This window comes from Streptomyces sp. AC627_RSS907, from assembly GCF_019049165.1.
This window is the reverse complement of the sequence record NZ_JAGMUE010000097.1, coordinates 59,556-78,623: the sequence shown is the minus strand read 5'-3', so window position 1 is coordinate 78,623 and position 19,068 is coordinate 59,556. Positions and strand designations below refer to the sequence as shown.

Below are 19,068 nucleotides of genomic sequence, written 5' to 3'. Positions count from 1 at the left end.
GATGAACGTGATGAGCCTCCAGGACGTCTCCGCCCAGTCGCAGATCCTGGTCACCGGCGTCCTGCTCGTCCTGTCCGTACTCGGCCCCCGGGTCGCGCGCCAGATCTCCGTCGCGCGGGCCGGACGCAGGGCGGTGCCCCCACCCCCGTCCAAGGCCCCCACGCCCACTTCGTAACCGGCTCAGCCCACCCCTCGTAAGGAACACATGATGCGCAAGTCGTCGATCCGCCGTGCCTGCGCGGCTCTCGCCGCCGTCACCTCCCTCACCCTGGCCGCCACCGCCTGCGGCGGCACCACGAAGGAGGACGTCAAGGACGAGGGCGGCGCCGCCGCCAACGCCGGCAAGGCGGACCCGAACGCCGCCACCAAGAAGGGGCTGACCGTCGGCTTCCTGCCCAAGCAGGTCAACAACCCCTACTTCACCGTCGCCGACAAGGGCGGCGAGAAGGCGCTGAAGGACCTCGGCTCCGGCTACAAGGAGGTCGGCCCCTCCAGCGCCACCGACACCGCCGGCCAGGTCTCCTACGTCAACACGCTCACCCAGCAGCAGGTCGACGCCATGGCCGTCTCCGCGCAGGACCCGGGCGCCCTGTGCACCGCGCTCAAGCAGGCCATGAAGAACGACATCAAGGTCGTCACCTACGACTCGGACACCAAGCCCGAGTGCCGCAACGCCTTCATCTCCCAGGCGTCCGCCGACGACCTCGGCCGCACCGAGGTGCAGCTGCTCGCCGAGCAGATCGGCTACAAGGGCGAGATCGCGATCCTCTCCGCCGCGCAGACCGCGACGAACCAGAACGCCTGGATCGAGATCATGAAGGACGAGCTCAAGAACCCCAAGTACAAGGACATCAAGCTGGTCAAGGTCGCCTACGGCAACGACGACGCCCAGCAGTCCTTCCAGCAGACCCAGGGCCTGCTCCAGGAGCACCCGAACCTGAAGGGGATCATCTCCCCGACCACCGTCGGCATCAAGGCCGCCGCCCAGTACCTGTCCGGTTCCAAGTACAAGGGCAAGGTCAAGCTGACCGGCCTCGGCACCCCCAACGACATGCGCAACTACGTCAAGGACGGCACCGTCGAGGCGTTCGAGCTCTGGGACCCGGCCAAGCTCGGCGAGCTGGCCGCGCGCACCGCGGTCGCCCTGGCTTCGGGGCAGATCTCCGGCAAGGAGGGCGAGACCTTCAAGGCCGGCGCCATGGGCGAGTACACCATCGGCAAGGACGGTGTGATCAACCTCGGCAAGCCGACCGTGTTCAACGCGAAGAACATCGACCAGTTCAACTTCTGACGGGTCGACTTCCGGAAAGGAGCGGTACTTCATGCAGCGCGTCTGTTTCCTGCTCAAGGTCCGTCAGGACCGGATCGCGGAGTACCGCGAGCGTCATGCCGCCGTGTGGCCGGAGATGTGCGAGGCACTCTCCGCCACCGGCTGGCACAACTACTCGCTCTTCCTGCGCGACGACGGCCTGCTCGTCGGCTACCTGGAGACCGAGGACTTCGCGGCGGCCCGGGCCGGCATGGAGGCCACCGAGGTCAACGCCCGCTGGCAGGCGGAGATGGGCCCCCTGTTCGAGTCGCTCGACGGGGCCCGCCCCGACGAGGCGATGAAGCCGCTGACGGAAGTGTTCCACCTCGCCTGAGGCCTCGCCAGGGTGCGGATTCCGCGGTGACGAGGTGGTCGGGCGGCCTCCGACGGCCGGTGCCGGCGCCCGGGCGCCGGCACCGGTGCCGCCGACGGGGGAGGCCGGCCTTTGCCCGGCGCACCGTCGGCCGCAGCCCGCGATACGCCCGCGGACCCGGCCTCACCTGCGACGTCACACCCCGGGAGCCGCACGCCGTCGACTTCCCGCCGCCCGCCTGGCGGGGGTCTTCCCGTGGCGGCACCGGTAATGTGAAGGTCTTCCGGCCGCCCCGCGTCCCTGGTGCGATTTCCCTAGCCCGACCCTGGAGGTCCCTGCCCGATGGCCCATTCGGTGGGTATCAAGGACGTCGCCCGCGCCGCCGGAGTCTCCGTGGGCACGGTCTCCAACGTCATCAACCGCCCGGACACCGTCGCGGCCGAGACCCGCGCGCGCGTGCTGTCCGCGATCGACCGCCTCGGCTACGTCCGCAGCGAGTCCGCGCGCCAGCTGCGCGCGGGCCGCAGCCGGATCATGGGGCTGCTCGTCCTGGACATGGGCAACCCCTTCTTCGTCGACGTCGCGCGCGGTGCCGAGCGGGCCGCGCGCGACGCCGGGCTCGGCGTGATGGTCTGCAACAGCGCCCAGAACGCCGGGGAGGAGGCCGAGTACCTCTCGCTCTTCGCCGAGCAGCGGGTCCGGGGCGTCCTGCTCACCCCGGCCGACGCCACCGGCCGCAACATCGAGGGCTTCCGGCGCCACAACATCCCCTTCGTGCTGGTCGACCGGGTCGCCGAGGGCACCACCGAGTGCTCGGTCTCCGTCGACGACGTCGCGGGCGGCGCGCTGGCGGTGCGCCACCTCGTGGACGCCGGACACCGCTCCATCGCCTACGTCAGCGGACCGCCCGGCCTCAACCAGGTGCGCGACCGCCGCACCGGCGCCCTGAACGCGCTCGCGGAGGCCGGCCTCGGCCCCGGGGCCCTGCGCGAACTGCCCACCGAACGCCTCGACGTCGCCGCGGGCCGGGACGCCGGCGCCCGCCTCCTCGGCCTCGCGGACCGGCCGACCGCCGTCTTCTGCGCCAACGACCTGCTCGCCCTCGGCGTCCTGCAGGCCATGTACGCGGCCGGGGTCGGCGTCCCCGACGACCTCGCGATCGTCGGCTACGACGACATCGAGTTCGCCGCCGCCGCGGCCGTCCCGCTCACCTCCGTGCGCCAGCCCGCCGTCACCATGGGCGCCCTGGCCGCCGAGCTCCTCCTGGAGGAGACGGAGACGCAGGGCGCCGACCGGGCCCACGCGCACCAGCGGGTGGTGCTCCAGCCCGAACTCGTGGTGCGGCGCTCCAGCCTCGCCGCCCGCTGACCCCCCGTTCAGCACGGTGTCCTGATCCCGGGGGTCGGCGGCCGCGGCACCATGTGCTGAACTGGGGCACGGCCGCAAGCCACGTTCGTACGATCCGTCCGTCCCGGGAGCCCCGTTGAGTCTCAGCTACCGCCAGCCCGGCGTCGTCCTCACCGACCGCCGCTTCACCGTGCCCCTCGACCACGCGAACCCCTCCGGCGAGACGATCGAGCTGTACGCACGCGAGGCCGTCGCCGGCGAGAAGGCGGACCAGGACCTGCCGTGGCTGGTCTACCTCCAGGGCGGCCCCGGCTTCGGGGCCAACCGCTTCATCGGCCGGCCCGCCTGGCTCGGCCGCGCCCTGAAGGACTACCGCGTGCTCCTCCTCGACCAGCGCGGCACCGGCGCCTCCACCCCCGCCAACCGGCAGACGCTCCCGCTGCGCGGCGGCCCCGCCGAGCAGGCCGACTACCTGACGCGCTTCCGCGCCGACTCCATCGTCCGCGACTGCGAGGCGATCCGTCCCAAGGTCACCGGTGGCGCTCCCTGGACCGTCCTCGGCCAGAGCTTCGGCGGCTTCTGCACCGTCGCCTACCTCTCCGTCGCCCCCGAGGGCCTGGACACCGCCCTGATCACCGGCGGCCTGCCCTCCCTGGACGCGCACGCCGACGACGTCTACCGGGCCGCCTACCCCCGCATCGAGCGCAAGGTCGCCGCGCACTACAGCCGCTACCCCCAGGACGTCGAACGCGCCCGCCGCATCGCCGACCACCTGCTCACCCACGACGTGGTCCTGCCGAACGGCTACCGCCTCACCGTCGAGGCCTTCCAGTCCCTCGGCATCCTCCTCGGCGGCAGCGAAGGCAGCCACCGCCTGCACTTCCTCCTGGAGGACGCCTTCGTCCGCACCCCGCGCGGACACGAGCTGTCCGACGCGTTCCAGGAGGAGGCGCAGAGCCTCCTGTCGTACGCGGGCCACCCGCTCTACGCCCTCGTCCACGAGGCCATCTACGGCCAGGACGCGCGCCCCACCGACTGGTCGGCCGAGCGGGTGCGCGCCGAGTTCCCGCAGTTCGACGCCGCGAAGACCCTCGCCGGCGACGAGCCCCTGCTCTTCACCGGTGAGTCGGTCCACCCCTGGATGTTCGACTGCGACCCGGCGCTGCGTCCGCTGCGTGAGACCGCCGAGCTGCTCGCGGCCCGCACCGACTGGTCACCGCTGTACGACCCGGCCCGCCTCGCCGCCAACGAGGTGCCCGTCGCCGCCGCCGTCTACCACGACGACATGTACGTCGACACCGGCCACGCCCTCACCACCGCCCGCGCGATCCGCGGACTGCGCACCTGGGTCACCGACGAGTTCGAGCACGACGGCGTACGGGCCGGCGGCCCCCGCGTCCTGGACCGGCTGCTGTCGCTCGCCCGTGACGAGGCGTGACCGACCACGGCCCGCCCCGCGCCGGGTGTGAGGGCACCGCCGCGGGTTAGTGTGCGGGCATGACGGAGCCGGTGATCACCCAACTGGAACCCATGCCCGGCGACTGGCGGCGGGCCCTGGCCGTCGTCGCCCACCCCGACGACCTGGAGTACGGCTGCTCGGCGGCGATCGCGGCCTGGACCGACGAGGGCCGCGAGGTCGCCTACGTGCTCGCGACGCGGGGCGAGGCGGGCATCGACACGCTGCCGCCCGCCGAGTGCGCCCCGCTCCGTGAGCGGGAGCAGCGGGCGAGCGCGGCCGTGGTCGGGGTGAGCGAGGTGGAGTTCCTCGACCACCGGGACGGCGTCGTCGAGTACGGCATCGCCCTGCGTCGCGACATCGCCGCCGCGATCCGCCGGCACCGGCCCGAGCTGGTCATCACCCTCAACCACCGGGACACCTGGGGCGGGGTCGCCTGGAACACCCCGGACCACGTCGCCGTCGGCCGCGCCACGCTCGACGCGGCGGCCGACGCCGGCAACCGGTGGATCTTCCCGGAGCTGGCCGAGCAGGGCCTCGAACCGTGGGACGGGGTGCGCTGGGTCGCGGTCGCCGGTTCCTCCTCGCCCACGCACGCGGTGGACGCCACGCCCGGGCTGGAGCGCGCGGTGCGCTCACTGCTCGAACACCGGACGTACCTCGAGGCGCTGACCGAGGAGGACCCCGAGGCGTATGTGCGCGGGTTCCTCACCGGGTACGCCGAGGCCGCGGGTGAGCGGTTCGGCGGGAAGCCGGCGGTGACCTTCGAGGTCTTCGGCCGGTAGCGGCGAGGGCGCCACCGCCGGCGTTTCCGCCGCGCCGGTGGCCCGTATGCTGCACGGCATGCGAGAACACTCGGCCGGCCAGGCAGAACTGCGCGGGGACTGCGAGCGGTGCTTCGGTCTGTGCTGCGTCGCCCTGCCGTTCGCCCGCTCGGCGGACTTCGCGATCGACAAGGACGCCGGAAAGCCCTGCCCCAACCTCCGCGACGACCACCGGTGCGGCATCCACGCGCGGCTGCGGCAGAGCGGCTTCACCGGCTGCACGGTGTACGACTGCTTCGGCGCCGGGCAGAAGGTCTCGCAGGTCACCTTCGGGGGGCAGGACTGGCGTACCGGCCCGCCGGAGCGCGGACGCCGCGTGTTCGACGTGTTCCCGGTCGTCCGCCAGCTGCACGAGCTGCTCTGGTACCTGACGGAGGCGCTGACCCTGCCCGCGGCCCGCCCGGTCCACGCCGACCTGCGCCGGGCCCTGACCGACACCGAGCGCCTCACCGACGGGACCCCTGAGGAACTGGCCGCCCTGGACGTGGCCGCGCACCGGCAGCGGGTCAACGCGCTCCTGCTGCGTACCAGCGAGCTGGCGCGGGCCGGCACCCGCGGCAGGAAGAAGAACCGCCGCAACGCCGACCTGATGGGCGCCCGGTTGCGGGGGGCCGATCTCAGCGGCGCCGACCTGCGCGGCGCCTACCTCATCGCCGCCGACCTCACCGGTGCCGATCTGCGCGGCGCCGACCTGATCGGCGCGGACCTGCGCGACGCCGACCTGACGGACGCGGACCTGACGGGTGCCTTCTTCCTGACCCAGCCACAGCTCACCGCGGCCCGGGGCGGCGCCGGCACCCGGCTGCCGGACTCAGTCACCCGCCCGGCGCACTGGGCGGCGCGGCCCTGACCCGGCGCCCCCGGTGAGCGGCGTGCGGTCCGGCCCGGCCGGGACCCGGCGCTCCAGGCGCAGCCGCAGCCCCTCGGGCATCAGCGTGAGCCGTTCGGTCACCCGCAGCCGGTAGTCCGGCTCGGCCCGCAGCTCGTAGCGGCGCAGCAGCAGGCCGAGCACCAGCGTGGCCTCGTGCAGCGCGAACTGCCGCCCGATGCACGCCCGCGCACCCGTCCCGAAGGGCTTGAAGGTGTGCGGGGGACGCGACCGTACGGCCCGCGCGTCGAAGCGGTCCGGATCGAACCGCTCGGCGTCCGGCCCCCACACCTCCGGGTCGCGGTGCAGCATCCCGGTGAGGACCAGCGCCCAGGCTCCGCGCCGCATCGGGTGGACGCCGCCCAGCACCGTGTCCTCGCGGGCCTCCCGGGCGAAGGCGGGCGCGGTCGGCCACAGCCGCAGCGACTCGTCCAGCACCCGGCGCACGTACCGCAGTCTGGCCACCTGCTCGTAGCCGGGCGCCTCGGTGTCGCCCCAGACGCGGTCCACCTCGGCACGGGCCCGGGCCGCGACGTCGGGGTGCCGGGAGAGGTAGTGCAGGGCGAAGGAGAGCGCGCCCGAGGTGGTCTCGTGTCCGGCCACCAGGAAGGTGATGACCTGGCGGCGGACGTTCTCCGGGGACAGGCGCTCACCGGTCTCGGGATGGGCCGTCTCCAGCATCCGGTCGAGCAGGTCGCCCGTGCGGCCCCCGCCGCGGGCGGCCCGGCGGTCGCGGACCAGGTCGTCGACCGTGCGGTTGAGGTAGGCGATGTCGGCGGCGTTGCGGCGGGCCGCGCCGCGCAGCAGCCCCGGGGCCAGCGGGGCGGGCACGGTGTTGATGCGCTGCGCGTGGGTGAGCGTGCCCACCATCGCGGTGACGAAGGGGTGCGGGCGGGAGCGCTCGAAGGAGCCGAAGTCGTGCCCGAACCCCGTGCGCGCGATCGTCTCCAGGGTCAGCCTGGTCATGTCCCCGGGCACGTCCACCGCCCGTCCCGCCGCCTGTGCCCGGTCCCACGCGTCGGTGAGCCGTGCGGCCACGTCCAGCATCGTCAGGTGGTAGCCCGCCATGGCCTCGCGGCTGAAGCCGGGCGCCAGGACGTCGTGCGCGAGCTGCCAGTTCGGCTCGTGGTTGTACGCCGTGAACAACCCGTCACCGGCGACCGGCCGCAGGTTGGCCACGCCGAGCCCCACGTGCTTGGCGAACCGCGTCTCGTCCGCCAGGTCGGCGGCGAGCGCGGCCCCCCACACGAACACGAACTCCTTGCCGAACACCCGCCGCCGGAAGATCGGCCCCAGCCGCCGTGCGAACCGCAGTGAGTCCTGCACGGGGGTGCGCCGGCCGGCCCCGACCACGTCCCCGAGCAGGGGGAGGCGGTAGGGCGGATGCGGGATGCGGTGCAGTTCGGGCCAGCCGGTCTCGGCGCCGCGGAACCCGTTCGGCCGCCGGTCCCGGCCCGGCCCGTTCCTCGTCTCCGCCATGACGCGATCTCCCTTGACGCAACGGTGTGGTGCACGTGCGGAGCAAGCGTGTTGTACGTGGATTCAACAGAGTCTCCCAGTCTCGTCCCGTAGCTGAACCGGCGTCAAGTAAGGTGCGGGCATGGCCGCCAACCCGAGCGGGCGCACCCGCCGCCGGCTCAGCACCGAGGAGCGTCGGGAGCAGTTGCTGTCGGTGGGGGCGCGACTGTTCTCGGAGAATCCCTACGACGACGTGTGGATCGAGCGGGTCGCCGGGATCGCCGGCGTCTCCCGGGGTCTGCTGTACCACTACTTCCCCACCAAACGGGACTTCTTCGCGGCGGTCGTCGAGCGGGAGAGCGAGCGCATGCTGCGGATGACGGCGGCCGTGCCCGGAGTCCCCGTCCGTGAGCAGCTCACCGCCGGCCTGGACGCGTATCTCGGGTACGTCCGGGCCCACGCGCACGGCTACCGCGCCTTCCACCGTGCCGACGCGGCCGGCGACCAGGCCGTGCGGCAGGTCTACCGAAAGGCGCTCGCCGCGCAGGAACGGCAGATCCTCGCGGCCCTGGCCGCCGACCCGGAGTTCGGTCCGGCCTTCGGGGAGCGGGCCGACGTACGGCTGGCGGTGCGCGGCTGGCTGGCGTTCACCACCGCGGTGTGCCTGGAGTGGCTGCGGGATCCGGAGCCGGCCCGGGAGCAGGTGCGCGACCTGTGCGCACGGGCCCTGCTCGGCGCGATCGCCACACCGTGAGCGTGGCGCCGTGAGCGCTCCCGTCGCACGCCGGAGGGTGTACGCGAGTCGCTGAAGTGCGCTCCCCGGTACGGCGGAAAGCCGCGCTGTGACCAGCCTCCCGGTTGGCGCACACCTCGATCTCCGATAGGTTAGGCAAGCCTTACCTAATGAACTGATGACGGAGGTTGAGGATGGGCGACCACCACACCTGGACGGCCGCGCCCGCCGCGGCGGAGCAGGCCCGCTCCGTGCTCGCCGCCGCCTGGTCCTGCGCGGTGACCGCGGAGGGCGGCCGCGAGGAGTTCGTCGGCGCGCACACCGTGGCCGACGACGGCCGCGTACTCCTGCACGTGCCCGAGGACAGCGCCCTGCTCGTGGCGGCCGTCTGCGCGCCGCGCGGAGAGCCGTCCGCCGTGCTCGAGTTCGCCGATGTCGCGCCCGTCCCGGTGCGGAGCCGCATCAGGGCCCGCCTCTGGCTCGCGGGCTGGTGCGCCGTGGAGGACGGCCATCTGGCGCTGCGGCCCACACGCGTGGTGCTCCGGCAGTCCTCCGGTGCCGTGGTGGTCGACGTCGACGAGTTCACCGCCGCCGCCCCCGACCCGCTGGCCACGGCGGAGGCCCGGCTGCTGACCCACCTCGCCGACTGCCACGGCGACGCGGTGGAGCGGCTGACCCGGCTCGTCGACGCGGCCAGCCTGCACGGCGCGGTCCGGGTCCGGCCGCTCGCCGTCGACCGGCACGGACTGACGTTGCGCATCGAACGCGCCCACGCCCACGGCGACGTACGACTGCCTTTCCACGCGCCCGCCGACGGTGTCGCGCAGCTCACGGAGCGCATGCACGTGCTGCTGGCGCAGGCGAGCGCGACATCGTGCCCCCGGGCCCTACAGCGGCAGCGCACAGACGGCGACGGGTGAGGCGAACGGCTCTCCCGCGGGACGCAGGGCGCCGCTGTCCCGCGCCACGCGGAAGACGCTGACGGTGCCGGACTTCTGGTTCGCCGCGAACAGCAGCCCGCCGTCCGGCGAGAAGGCGATCTGCCGAGGGAAGTCGCCGCCCACCGGCACCGTCTCCAGCAGCCGGAGCCGGGCGCCGTCCGCCTCCACGGCGTAGCGCGTGAGGCTGTCGTGCCCCCGGTTGGCGAGGAAGGCGTAAGAACCGTCGGCCGTCACCAGGATCTGCGCCGGGTAGGTGGCGCCGGAGCCCGTGCCCGTGGACCGCGCGCCCGTGGACTGCGCCTCACCGATGGTCAGGCGCCCGGTGTCCGGAGCGTAGGCGCAGACCGCGACGGTGTTGTCGACCTCGTTGGCGAGATAGGCGTGGCGCCCACCGGGGTGGAAGGTCAGGTGGCGCGGCCCGGCTCCCGGCCGGGTCCGTGCCCTGGCGACCTCGGTGAGCGTGCCCGCGCGCTCGTCCAGCCGGTAGGTGTAGAGGGTGTCCGTGCCCAGGTCCACGGCGAGGACGTGGCCCCCGTCCGGGCTGGTGACGACCTGGTGGGCGTGCGGCCCCCGCTGCCCGGGACCGGGCGGGGGAGCGGAGTGCGTCACCAGGCCGGTGCGCTCCCCGAGCGCGCCCGAGGCGTCGATCGGGTGCACGGCGACGCTGCCCGAACCGTAGTTGGCGCTGAGCAGCCAGCGTCCGCCCGGGTGCACGGACAGGTGGCAGGGCGCCGCGCCGCCGGTGCTCCGGCTGCCCAGGACCGCGTGATCGGACAGCCGGACGGCGGTCACCGCCCCGTCCTCGCGCTCGTTCACCGCGTACAGCGTGCGCCCGTCGGGGTGTACCGCCAGGTAGGACGGGTCGGCCACGCCGGTGACGGTGCCCCGGCCGGTGATCCGGCCGGTGCGCGGGTCGTACGCGGCGAGGCCGATGCCCTTGCCGCCGCCCTCGGCCGAGGTGTAGGTGCCCAGGAGGAGCGGGCGCGGCCCGGCGGGACCGCTTTCCCGGCCCGTCGTCCCGGTGCTCGTCCCGGTGCTCGTCCCGGGAGCCTGGGGCGTGGCCGACGGCTCGGGCACCGACGAGCCGCCGCATGCCGTCGCCGCCGGGAACGCCGCCGCCGCGGCGGCCGTCCGCGCGAGGGCGCCGACGAACCGGCGCCTGCTCCAGTCGTCACACCTCATGCCCGTGCCGCTCCCTTTCGTCCGTCGCTCGGGGCCGTGCTGTTTCCGGGCGTCCCGTTCCGGGGTCCCCTGCCGGGTCGTCCCGTTCCGGGGCGCCCCCTTCCAGGTCGTCGTCCTCTTCCGGGCGGGCCGTGTCGCCCGGCCGTGTTTCTACCGGTTCCCGCTCGCCGTCGGTGCGGTCGGGGCGTCCTGCTGGAGCGGCTCGGAGGGCGCGAGGCCGTGGGCGGATCCCTCCGCGTCCGTCACTTGGAACGACGGCCGACGGCGCCACGTTTCCGGCCCACGGACACCCAGCCGCGCAGCCGGTCCCGCAGCTCGGTGAGGCGCGGCCTGCGCTCGCGCTGCTCGCGCGTGTGGTGGTCGAGCTCCTCCAGGAGCCGGCGCGAGCGGTGCTCGGTGTCCAGCTCGTCGATGATGCGGTTGACCTCGGTCAGCACCGCGCCCTGAAGCTGCCACTGCCGGGCGTCGCGCCGGACCCCGTCGAGGAGGAGCCCGGCGAGCTTGTCCCGGGTGGCCGCGGCCTGCCGCAGCTCGGCGGAGAGACGTTCCTCCGCGGACTCGGCGTCCTCGCTGGCGCTGGTGGTGACCAGGACCGCGAAGCTGACCACGGCGTCGGCGATCTCGGACAGCAGCCGTTCGATGGTCGCGCCCGTCTCCTGCGGGAACAGGGGATCCGGTTCACGTTCCTTCGCGAGGTCGGTGAAGGTGCGGGCGAGGACCCGCAGCACCACCGTGCAGATCTCCAGGGTGTCCAGGCCGGTGCGCAGCACCACCCGGTGGAGCAGTCCCTCGCGGACGCGGGGGTTGAGCCGCAGGCTGTCCTCGGCCTGCCGGAGGTCCTCGTCCACCTCGGCGATGTCGTGGTCGAGGCGGCGGGCCTCGTGCAGCCTGGCCGCCGCCTCGCGGAACGGCGTGCTCCCCGCGGCCTCCTCACCCATGCGCAGCATGAGCTGCCGCACCCGCCGCGCCAGCCCTTCGATCGACTCACCCGCCTGCTCGACCCACACCGGTGGGGCGAGGAGCAGGTTGAAGGCCAGCCCGACGACCGCCCCGATCAGCGTCTCCACCACCCGGGCCCACGCCAGCGCCCCGTGCGAGGTCACACCGAGCACCAGCATCGCGCTGATCGCCACCTCGGCCACGAACTCGTGGGCCCGCACCAGGTGACCGACGCCCAGCGCCGCCACGATCACCAGGGCCAGACTCCACCAGCTCAGCCCGACCAACTGGCTGAAGGCGATGGCGACCAGGACTCCGGCCACCACGGCGTTCACCCGGCGGAAGCTCATCTTGAGCGTGGCGTACAGGGTCACCTGGACGACCAGCAGCGCGGTGAGGGGCGCGGTCAGCGGCGCCGCCGACTTGTCGGGAGTCAGCCGCACCGCGATGACGTAGGCGATCGAGGCCGCGGCGGCCGAGCGCAGCGCCTGCACCACCATGGGGTCCCTGAGCGACTTCGCCTGCCGCACAGCCGAAGCCGCAGTCCTCCGTACATCCCGCATCCTCGGGCTGTTCCCTTCGCCGGGCGCTTCGAACGTACCCGGACAGGACGGTAACCGCACCGAGGGGCGGGGTGGCGCTCACGCGCCGCGCGCCGCCGGGCATCCGTTCGTCAGGCGGCGACTTTGGCGAGGAAGGCGGACAGGTTGCCCAGGGTCCGGGCGATCTGCTCGTCCAGGCTCAGGCTCTCCTCGAAGCGGCCGCCGCCCTCCGGCGCCTTCTTGCCCCGCAGATACAGGGAGCAGGCGAGGTCGGTGCACATGTACAAACCGACCGAGTTGCCCTCGCGGCCGGCCGGGCCCGCCTTGCGCGCGGTCATCAGCGACACTCCGCCCCGGGGGTGGGTGGTCAGACACAACGCGCACATGCTGCGCTGGAAGAAGCCCCGCTGGGCCGGCTGGAAGCGCAGGGCCACGCCGGTCGGGCGCCCGTCCTGCTCGGTGACCAGATAGCTGCGGTCGGGCGCCCCCGGATCCCGCCAGCCCAGGAAGTCGAGGTCGTCCCAGGGGCGCTCGTCGAGGTCACGGGGGACGGCCAGCCGCTTGGCCTCGCCCTTCGAACAGTTGACGAACGAGGTGCGGATGTCCTGCTCGGTGAGTGGTCTCATGATTCTTCCGATGCGATGCGATGCGATGCGACGCGGTGCCGATGCCGACAGAACCCGTCAACGGGACCCGTCGGCAAACCTAGGGGCCCTAGGTTTCTGCCTAGCGTAGATAGCCGCAGCAACGGGAAGCCAGTGGATTTCCAGGAGGCCGCGCGGCGCCACGGCACGCGGCGCGTACGGCGTGCGGCGCTCGAGGAGCGGGCGCCGTGCTGAGGTTTCGCCCGTCTCCCGGGAGGTACCCGCTGTCGTCCACTCGACCAGGAGGACCGCGGAAAGGGAGAGCGCCGTGACCGATCACCGCCTCGAAGGACCCGGCGAGAACGGTGCTCCCGTTCCGCGGGACCTGCCGGACCAGCAGGCGGGGACCGGCGAGGACCCGTGGGACGCCGCCCCCGCCGGCACGCCGCCCGAGACACCGGACACCGAGGACGAGGAGCACACCGCCGTCGCCGACGACACCGAGGGCACCGACGTGCCCGACACGGACGAGGCGGGCACGGGCCGCCAGGGCGCACCGCACTCGGGCACCGTCCATCCCGAGCACCCGGTGCCCGACGAGTCCTCCGGCTGACCCGGTCACCGGCAGGGCGGTACGGGCAGGACGAGGGGCAGCTGCGGCAGGGGCGTTACGGTGCCGCAGCCCGTACCGCCCCTGCGCGCGTCCGCGCTCAGCAGCCCGTACCGCCCTGCACGCGTCCCATCTCAGCCGACCTTGCGCCCCCGCAGGGGTTCCGTGGCCGCCCCCGCGCCCTGCCGCAGGCCCAGCAGGAACTCCTCCAGCACCTCCGTGGCCGTGTGCACCGGGCGCCAGCCCAGCTCGGCGCGCGCCCGCGTGCAGTCCATGAGGGGCAGCCGCAGCACCGCGTCGAACAGGTGCGGGGAGGCGGGCAGGAGGTGCAGCCGCCACGCTGCGGCGATCGCCGAGCGGGCCGCGGTGCGCGGCAGCCGCACCGGACGCGCGCCGAACATCTCGCCCAGCAGCCCGGCGTCGACCGGCGGGTCGGCCGCGAGGTTGAAGGGGCCCCGGGCGTCCTCGGAGCGCGCCGCCAGCCGGTACGCGACCGCCGCGTCGTCGGTGTGCAGCGCCTGGACCCGAAGCCCGGGAACGTCCGGCAGGAAGGGAAGGAGCTCCGGACGCGCCGCCGGGCCCGGCAGGAAGGTGCCGCCGAAGATCCGTCGCTGCTCACTGGCCGACTCCCGCTTGAAGAGGAAGGCCGGCCGCATCCGTACCACCCGGATCCCGGGGTGGTCGCGTTCGAAGATGTCCAGGGCGCGTTCCAGATAGGCCTTCTCCCGGCAGTACGCGGCGTCCGGCCAGCCGTGCGTCGGCCATGACTCGTCCACCGCGTGGTCCTTCGGCCCCGGTGAGTAGGCGCCGACCGAGGAGGCGTGCACCAGCGCCGGGACCCCGGCCGTGGCCACCGCCTCGAAGACCCGGATGGAGCCGAGCACGTTCGTGCGCCACGTCGTCGCCGGGTCGTGCGTCGGCTGGAACGCCCAGGCCAGGTGCACCACAGCGTCGGCGCCGGAGAAGTGCCCGGTCAGGTCCGCCCGTTCCGAGGCCAGGTCCACTGCGGCCCACTCCGTCTTCGGCGGCGACCACTCGGGAATCCGCCGGGCCAGCCCCAGTACGGACCCGACCTCCGGATCCTCCGTGAGAAGCCGCACCACACTGGTGCCCACGTTGCCCGTGGCACCCGTGACCACGATCCTGCTGCCTGTTCCGCTGCTCACCCTGCGCTCCTCTCGGCCGCCTGTTCGCGTCGTCCGTGCGGAGGGCACCGGGTACCCCGCCTCGTGCGGGACATGAGGACGCCGGGGCACGGAGGCAGAGAAGAGCCCCGACCGCGACGGGGGAATCACGATCGGGGCGGTACGAGGTGGATACGGACGGCGGTCGCCTCTCGGCGAGGGGCTCCACAGGGCTTCAGCCGAACGATCGTCCCTGTGGGCGATAGGTGAGGCCCGGGGACACTGTCCCGTCCGTACCCACGCCCTGTTCAACGGGGACGGTCCTCCCGGTGTTCCGCCGTCTGCCGCGTTCCGGGGTGATCCGCGTCACCGTGTCCGGGGCTCGGGACGATCTCGGCCCACAGGTTCTCGGCCTGCAGCAGCAGCGTGCCGAGCACCGCCGTCCGCGCGGGCCCCTGCCCGGCGTGGTCCCGCAGCCCGTCCTGCAACCGCCGGTGCAGCTCCGCCATCGTCGCCTCCGTCTCCTCCTCCGGACGGCCCCCGCCGGACTCGCCCAGCAGCCGGCCGGCCCGCGCGTGGCAGGCGTCGCCGAGCAGCCGCAACAGGCGCGCGTACAGGTCCAGCGCCTGGCCGTCGGGCGGAGCGGGTGTCCGGTGCTCGTCGGCCGCCACCGCCAGCGTCCGGGTCAGTGCCGTGATGTTCCCGGTGACCCGACTCCACCGCCGGTCCTCGTCCTCGGAGGGGAGGGCGGTGGGCGCGCGGTGCAGCTTGCGCAGCGGCCCGGAGGTCAGGCGCAGGCTCTCCCGGCTCCAGGACCGGGCCGAGTACAGCGCGTCCAGCCGCCGCTGCAGCCGCGCGGAGTCGTTCGTCCAGCCGGACGCGGCCTGCGCGTCCCACTCGGTCTCCCGCAGGTCGGCGGCGACGGACTGCAGGACGTCGCCCGCCTCCCGGGCCAGTGCCGCGAGGTTCTCGCGTACGTCCCTGAGATGGATCGGCGGCAGGACGAGGGCGTTGACCGCCACGCCGATGACCGCGCCGAGCGCCGCCTGCCCCACCCGGTGCCCCACGGCCGAGGCCGAGACCGCGGTGCCGGAGGCCAGGACGAACACCGCGGTGGTGGCCGCGTAGACACCCTGCGGGCCGAAGCGGGACCAGTTGGCGATCAGCATCAGCACCGGCAGGGACAGCGCCAGCGCCGCCGTGGTGTCGTCCGTGATCGCCTGTGCCACCGACGCCATGAGGGCCCCCGCACAGATCGCCGAGAACTGCTGCCCGGCCTGCCGCACCGAGCTGTAGACGGTGGCCTGGACGAGGACGAGCGCCACCCAGGGCGCCATCAGGGCCATCGGGTCGTCCAGCCAGACGCCCGCCACGGCCCAGGCGAGCAGCGCCGCGCCCGCCGCCTTCAGCGACTGCACGACCAGGTCGCGCTCCCGGCCGGGGCCCCGCCAGGCGGCCCGGACGGCCCGTCCGACGGCACACGCCTCCCACCACACCGCGGCCATGGGGCGCCGCCCCCGGAACATCTCCTTGGCGGTACTGGTCACACCGGTCATGCGGCTGCGGGTATCCAGGTGATCGGCTGATCCGTGCGGAAGTGAGGTACGACACGAAGACTCATGCGAACGGGCTGTCCTCCAGGGAGGCGAGCAGGTCGGCCGGGTCGGCGTAGACCGCGTCCGCTCCCGCCTCCTCCAGGTCGGCGCGGGGCAGGCCGCCGCAGAGCACGGCCACGCAGCGCACCCCGGCCCGGCTGCCCGCGCGCATGTCCCAGACGGTGTCGCCGACGAAGACCGCCCGCTCGGCCGGTACCCCGGCCAGGTCCAGGGCGTGCTCGACCGGCTCGGGAGCCGGCTTGCCCGCGTCGACGTCGTCGGCGCTCGCGGTGGCGTCGATCGCGTCGTCCGCGTCGATCGCGCGCCGCAGCGCGCTCAGTTCCGGGCCGCCCGCCGAGGTGGCGAGGACCACCTTCCAGCCGTCGCCGGCCAGACGGCGCAGCAGGTTCCCGGCGTCCGGCAGCGGGGGCAGCCGGTCGAAGTACTGTCCGTACAGCGCCTTGTGGGCGGCGCTCAGCTCCGCGTCCTGGTCCGGGTCCCGGTCCTCGCCCAGCAGGTGCCCGATGAGGTCACCGGAGGCCAGTCCCACCGCCCGGTGGACGGCGTGCATGGGCACCCGGTGGCCCGCCTGCCGGAAAGCCTCCCACCACGTGACCACGTGCAGGTGATTGGTGTCGACGAGAGTCCCGTCGACGTCGAACACGGCCGCCCGTTCCATGCACCGTCCCCTTCCTCTTCCTCTTCGCGTCTGCCGGCGGGCCTGCGTCCGGCCCGTCCTGTTCCCGCCCCGGTCCCGCTCCGGCCGCCCCGGTCCTGCCTTCCGTCCCGGCTTCCGTTCTTCCCTCCCGGCTTCCGTTCTTCCGTCCCCTCCCGCTCTTCCGTTCGTCCGCGAGTACCACGTCAGGGCTCCGCCACTCCGGACGGCGTACGCCCCTGTCCGGTCCAGTCCAGCAGCGCTTCCAGGGACCACGTGGTGACCACCCGCTCCGCCGGCACCCCGCACTCCTCGGCCCGCGCGCACCCGTGGATCTGCCAGTCCAGTTGCCCGGGCGCGTGCGCGTCGGTGTCGATCGAGAACAGCACGCCCGCCTCCACCGCCCGGCGCAGCAGCCGCCGCGGCGGGTCGAGCCGCTCCGGCCTGCTGTTGATCTCCACGGCCGTGCCGGACTCCGCGCAGGCGGCGAACACCGCGTCCGCGTCGAACGCCGACTCCGGCCGCCCCCGCCCGGTCAGCAGCCGCCCGGTGCAGTGCCCGAGGACGTCCGCGTGCGGATCGCGTACGGCGGCCACCATGCGGCGGGTCATCGAGCGGGCGTCCATCCGCAATTTGGAGTGGACCGACACCACCACGACGTCCAGCCGCTCCAGCAGCTCCGGTTCCTGGTCCAGGGAGCCGTCCTCGAGGATGTCGCACTCGATGCCGGTCAGCAGCCGGAACGGCGCCCAGGTCTCGTTGAGCGCCGCCACCACGTCCAGCTGCTCGCGCAGGCGAGCGGGGGAGAGACCGCGCGCCACCGTCAGCCGCGGCGAGTGGTCGGTCAGCGCCGCCCACTGGTGCCCGAGCGCCGCCGCGGCCCGGCCCATCTCCTCGATGGGGCTGCCGCCGTCCGACCAGTCGGAGTGCAGATGGCAGTCACCGCGCAGCAGCTCCCGCAGCCCTTCGCCGCCGAGCGCGAGGGGGGTGTCCGCCTCGCCCTCCAGCTTCTCCAGGTAACCGGGCACCTGGCCCGCCAGCGCCTCGCGCGCCACCTGCGCCGTCTTCGGCCCGACGCCCTTCAGCGACTCGAGCGACCCCGACGCCCCGGCCCGCTCGCGCAGTTCGTCGGCGGTCAGGCCACCGAGTACCCGGGCGGCGGTGCGGAAGGCGCGGACGCGGTAGGTCGGCGCCTGTGACCGCTCCAGCAGGAAGGCGATCCTCTCCAGCGCCTCGACGGGATCCATCGCCACCTCCTCCCTCGGCACCTCCAGGGTTCCCCAGCGCCCCGCGGACCGCACGACGGGCCGAGCGGTTTGCCCCCGGCCCACCCGGGTACTGCGACGCCCCGGCCCGGATGCCGCGGCACGGACATCCCGGCACCGGTGCCCGCGCCGTCACCGCCGGTACGACCCCGAGGAGGCCCGTCATGCCCAGCCCCGCCCCGTCCGACGCCAAGGTGGCCGTGATCACCGGTTCCGACTCCGGCATCGGCCGCGCCACCGCCGTACGCCTCGCCGAGGAGGGGATGGACGTCGGCATCACCTGGCACACCGACGAGAAGGGCGCCGAGCGGACCGCCGAGGAGGTCCGTGCCGCAGGGCGCCGGGCCGAGACCGCCCGGGTGGACCTGACCCGGCTGCCCGAGGCCGCGGAGACGGTGGACGAGCTGTGCGAGCGGCTCGGCCGGATCGACGTCCTGGTCAACAACGCCGGTACGGGCACCGCCACGCCCTTCCTCGACCTGGGCCTCGACGACCTGCGGCACGTCCTGGACGTCGACCTGGCCGGCCCGTTCCTGTGCGGGCAGAAGGCGGCCCGGCGCATGATCCGGCAGGGGGACGGCGGCCGCATCGTCAACGTGACCTCGGTCCACGAGCACCAGCCGCGGGTGGGCGCCGCCCCGTACTGCGCGGCCAAGGGCGGGCTCGGCCTGCTCACGCAGGTCATGGCGATCGAGCTCGCCGAGCACGGCATCACCGTCAACGCGGTGGCCCCCGGCGAGATCGCCACGCCCATGACCGGGCAGGAGGACACCGACCCGCGCACCGAGCGCCGCCCCGGTGTGCCCCTCGGGCGGCCCGGCGACGCCCGTGAGGTCGCCGCCGTGATCGCCTTCCTCGCCGGGCCCGACGCCTCGTACGTCACCGGCGCGTCCTGGAGCGTGGACGGCGGCATGCTCCGGATGGGCCCGATGGCCGGGTCCCATCTGACGGGCGACGACTGGCGGCGTCCCTGAGGCGGCGGGCCGCCGCGAGGCCCGCTCGCCCGACCGCTACCGCCGGTTGCGGCCTACCCTCGATTGCATGACCGAAATCGCGACCCCGCACATCGGCAGTCCGCGGATCCTGGTGCTCCGGGTGCAACCGGGCACGCCGCCGTTCCGGATCGTGGAGATCGACGGCCAGGTGGTCGGTGAGGCCAGGACCGTCATCGACGTACTGGAGGCCGCCGCGGCCTTCGGCATCACGATCCACGACCTGGACGACCCGGACGTGGTCCGCTGGGTGGGCGGGGACAAGTTCACCTGGACGGTGCACTAGGTGTGCCGATCACCACCGGGGCCCGTGGGACGGGCCCCGGTGCCC

Annotated in this window: 19 protein-coding genes and 1 pseudogene; 12 read left to right on the top strand and 8 right to left on the bottom strand. The window is 73.9% G+C overall.

The window, feature by feature from the left end:
- From KUM32_RS43635 to KUM32_RS44740, 7 genes and pseudogenes are all read left to right on the top strand, one after another.
- Window positions 1-175: pseudogene (locus KUM32_RS43635) on the top strand (ABC transporter permease); the annotation flags it as partial.
- 33 nt (window positions 176-208) lie between these two features.
- Window positions 209-1,291, top strand: a complete 1,083-nt coding sequence (gene rhaS / locus KUM32_RS21175; RefSeq protein ID WP_217143565.1) for a rhamnose ABC transporter substrate-binding protein — start codon at window positions 209-211, stop codon at window positions 1,289-1,291.
- Window positions 1,292-1,322: 31 nt separating this feature from the next.
- The gene (locus tag KUM32_RS21170) at window positions 1,323-1,643 is read left to right on the top strand and encodes an L-rhamnose mutarotase (protein ID WP_030399588.1); all 321 of its coding nucleotides are present in this window, start codon (window positions 1,323-1,325) and stop codon (window positions 1,641-1,643) included.
- Window positions 1,644-1,964: 321 nt separating this feature from the next.
- Complete coding sequence (locus KUM32_RS21165; protein ID WP_217143495.1) at window positions 1,965-2,990, top strand: LacI family DNA-binding transcriptional regulator; 1,026 nt, start codon at window positions 1,965-1,967, stop codon at window positions 2,988-2,990.
- A 115-nt stretch (window positions 2,991-3,105) separates the two neighbouring features.
- A complete protein-coding gene (locus KUM32_RS21160; protein WP_217143494.1) occupies window positions 3,106-4,407 on the top strand; it encodes an alpha/beta fold hydrolase in 1,302 nt (433 codons plus the stop codon).
- Window positions 4,408-4,466: 59 nt separating this feature from the next.
- Window positions 4,467-5,210, top strand: coding sequence for a PIG-L deacetylase family protein (locus KUM32_RS21155; RefSeq protein ID WP_217143493.1), 744 nt, complete (start codon window positions 4,467-4,469; stop codon window positions 5,208-5,210).
- A gap of 58 nt (window positions 5,211-5,268) precedes the next feature.
- Window positions 5,269-6,099, top strand: coding sequence for a pentapeptide repeat-containing protein (locus KUM32_RS44740; protein ID WP_302185169.1), 831 nt, complete (start codon window positions 5,269-5,271; stop codon window positions 6,097-6,099).
- Here the strand turns inward: KUM32_RS44740 and KUM32_RS21145 are convergent.
- Window positions 6,061-7,596, bottom strand: coding sequence for a cytochrome P450 (locus tag KUM32_RS21145; RefSeq protein ID WP_217143491.1), 1,536 nt, complete (start codon window positions 7,594-7,596; stop codon window positions 6,061-6,063). The genes KUM32_RS44740 and KUM32_RS21145 overlap by 39 nt on opposite strands.
- Before the next feature lie 121 nt (window positions 7,597-7,717).
- On the opposite strand from KUM32_RS21145, the gene KUM32_RS21140 reads away from it, so the two are divergent.
- Together KUM32_RS21140 and KUM32_RS21135 are read left to right on the top strand one after the other, a co-directional pair.
- Complete coding sequence (locus KUM32_RS21140; RefSeq protein ID WP_217143490.1) at window positions 7,718-8,329, top strand: TetR/AcrR family transcriptional regulator; 612 nt, start codon at window positions 7,718-7,720, stop codon at window positions 8,327-8,329.
- A gap of 173 nt (window positions 8,330-8,502) precedes the next feature.
- Window positions 8,503-9,228, top strand: coding sequence for a DUF2470 domain-containing protein (locus tag KUM32_RS21135; RefSeq protein ID WP_217143489.1), 726 nt, complete (start codon window positions 8,503-8,505; stop codon window positions 9,226-9,228).
- Here the strand turns inward: KUM32_RS21135 and KUM32_RS21130 are convergent.
- From KUM32_RS21130 to KUM32_RS21120, 3 genes are all read right to left on the bottom strand, one after another.
- Window positions 9,196-10,431, bottom strand: coding sequence for a lactonase family protein (locus tag KUM32_RS21130; RefSeq protein WP_217143488.1), 1,236 nt, complete (start codon window positions 10,429-10,431; stop codon window positions 9,196-9,198). The genes KUM32_RS21135 and KUM32_RS21130 overlap by 33 nt on opposite strands.
- Before the next feature lie 242 nt (window positions 10,432-10,673).
- Entirely contained in the window at window positions 10,674-11,933 is a 1,260-nt protein-coding gene (locus KUM32_RS21125; RefSeq protein WP_217143487.1) for an FUSC family protein, read from the bottom strand.
- Between the two features lie 110 nt (window positions 11,934-12,043).
- Window positions 12,044-12,538 (bottom strand): FBP domain-containing protein, encoded by a 495-nt coding sequence (locus KUM32_RS21120; RefSeq protein WP_217143486.1) that lies wholly within the window; start codon window positions 12,536-12,538, stop codon window positions 12,044-12,046.
- A gap of 286 nt (window positions 12,539-12,824) precedes the next feature.
- Between KUM32_RS21120 and KUM32_RS21115 the strand changes: the two genes are divergently transcribed.
- Window positions 12,825-13,109, top strand: a complete 285-nt coding sequence (locus tag KUM32_RS21115) for a hypothetical protein (RefSeq protein ID WP_217143485.1) — start codon at window positions 12,825-12,827, stop codon at window positions 13,107-13,109.
- A gap of 131 nt (window positions 13,110-13,240) precedes the next feature.
- Here the strand turns inward: KUM32_RS21115 and KUM32_RS21110 are convergent, their stop codons facing one another.
- The 4 genes from KUM32_RS21110 to KUM32_RS21095 all read right to left on the bottom strand — a co-directional run bounded on the left by KUM32_RS21110 (window position 13,241) and on the right by KUM32_RS21095 (window position 17,727).
- A complete protein-coding gene (locus KUM32_RS21110; protein WP_217143484.1) occupies window positions 13,241-14,272 on the bottom strand; it encodes an SDR family oxidoreductase in 1,032 nt (343 codons plus the stop codon).
- 266 nt (window positions 14,273-14,538) lie between these two features.
- Window positions 14,539-15,786, bottom strand: coding sequence for an aromatic acid exporter family protein (locus KUM32_RS21105; RefSeq protein ID WP_217143483.1), 1,248 nt, complete (start codon window positions 15,784-15,786; stop codon window positions 14,539-14,541).
- Window positions 15,787-15,847: 61 nt separating this feature from the next.
- A complete protein-coding gene (locus KUM32_RS21100; RefSeq protein WP_217143482.1) occupies window positions 15,848-16,504 on the bottom strand; it encodes an HAD family hydrolase in 657 nt (218 codons plus the stop codon).
- Window positions 16,505-16,686: 182 nt separating this feature from the next.
- Complete coding sequence (locus tag KUM32_RS21095; protein WP_217143481.1) at window positions 16,687-17,727, bottom strand: PHP domain-containing protein; 1,041 nt, start codon at window positions 17,725-17,727, stop codon at window positions 16,687-16,689.
- A 182-nt stretch (window positions 17,728-17,909) separates the two neighbouring features.
- Between KUM32_RS21095 and KUM32_RS21090 the strand changes: the two genes are divergently transcribed.
- Together KUM32_RS21090 and KUM32_RS21085 are read left to right on the top strand one after the other, a co-directional pair.
- A complete protein-coding gene (locus KUM32_RS21090) occupies window positions 17,910-18,719 on the top strand; it encodes an SDR family oxidoreductase (protein WP_217143480.1) in 810 nt (269 codons plus the stop codon).
- Window positions 18,720-18,786: 67 nt separating this feature from the next.
- The gene (locus KUM32_RS21085) at window positions 18,787-19,023 is read left to right on the top strand and encodes a hypothetical protein (protein WP_217143479.1); all 237 of its coding nucleotides are present in this window, start codon (window positions 18,787-18,789) and stop codon (window positions 19,021-19,023) included.
- Window positions 19,024-19,068: the final 45 nt, after the last annotated feature.

Coding starts and splice junctions, on each gene's coding strand:
- rhaS (WP_217143565.1), top strand. CDS start 209: ATGCGCAAGTCGTCGATCCGCCGTGCCTGCGCGGCTCTCGCCGCCGTC.
- KUM32_RS21170 (WP_030399588.1), top strand. CDS start 1,323: ATGCAGCGCGTCTGTTTCCTGCTCAAGGTCCGTCAGGACCGGATCGCG.
- KUM32_RS21165 (WP_217143495.1), top strand. CDS start 1,965: ATGGCCCATTCGGTGGGTATCAAGGACGTCGCCCGCGCCGCCGGAGTC.
- KUM32_RS21155 (WP_217143493.1), top strand. CDS start 4,467: ATGACGGAGCCGGTGATCACCCAACTGGAACCCATGCCCGGCGACTGG.
- KUM32_RS44740 (WP_302185169.1), top strand. CDS start 5,269: ATGCGAGAACACTCGGCCGGCCAGGCAGAACTGCGCGGGGACTGCGAG.
- KUM32_RS21145 (WP_217143491.1), bottom strand. CDS start 7,596: ATGGCGGAGACGAGGAACGGGCCGGGCCGGGACCGGCGGCCGAACGGG.
- KUM32_RS21140 (WP_217143490.1), top strand. CDS start 7,718: ATGGCCGCCAACCCGAGCGGGCGCACCCGCCGCCGGCTCAGCACCGAG.
- KUM32_RS21135 (WP_217143489.1), top strand. CDS start 8,503: ATGGGCGACCACCACACCTGGACGGCCGCGCCCGCCGCGGCGGAGCAG.
- KUM32_RS21130 (WP_217143488.1), bottom strand. CDS start 10,431: ATGAGGTGTGACGACTGGAGCAGGCGCCGGTTCGTCGGCGCCCTCGCG.
- KUM32_RS21125 (WP_217143487.1), bottom strand. CDS start 11,933: ATGCGGGATGTACGGAGGACTGCGGCTTCGGCTGTGCGGCAGGCGAAG.
- KUM32_RS21120 (WP_217143486.1), bottom strand. CDS start 12,538: ATGAGACCACTCACCGAGCAGGACATCCGCACCTCGTTCGTCAACTGT.
- KUM32_RS21105 (WP_217143483.1), bottom strand. CDS start 15,786: ATGACCGGTGTGACCAGTACCGCCAAGGAGATGTTCCGGGGGCGGCGC.
- KUM32_RS21100 (WP_217143482.1), bottom strand. CDS start 16,504: ATGGAACGGGCGGCCGTGTTCGACGTCGACGGGACTCTCGTCGACACC.
- KUM32_RS21095 (WP_217143481.1), bottom strand. CDS start 17,727: ATGGATCCCGTCGAGGCGCTGGAGAGGATCGCCTTCCTGCTGGAGCGG.
- KUM32_RS21090 (WP_217143480.1), top strand. CDS start 17,910: ATGCCCAGCCCCGCCCCGTCCGACGCCAAGGTGGCCGTGATCACCGGT.
- KUM32_RS21085 (WP_217143479.1), top strand. CDS start 18,787: ATGACCGAAATCGCGACCCCGCACATCGGCAGTCCGCGGATCCTGGTG.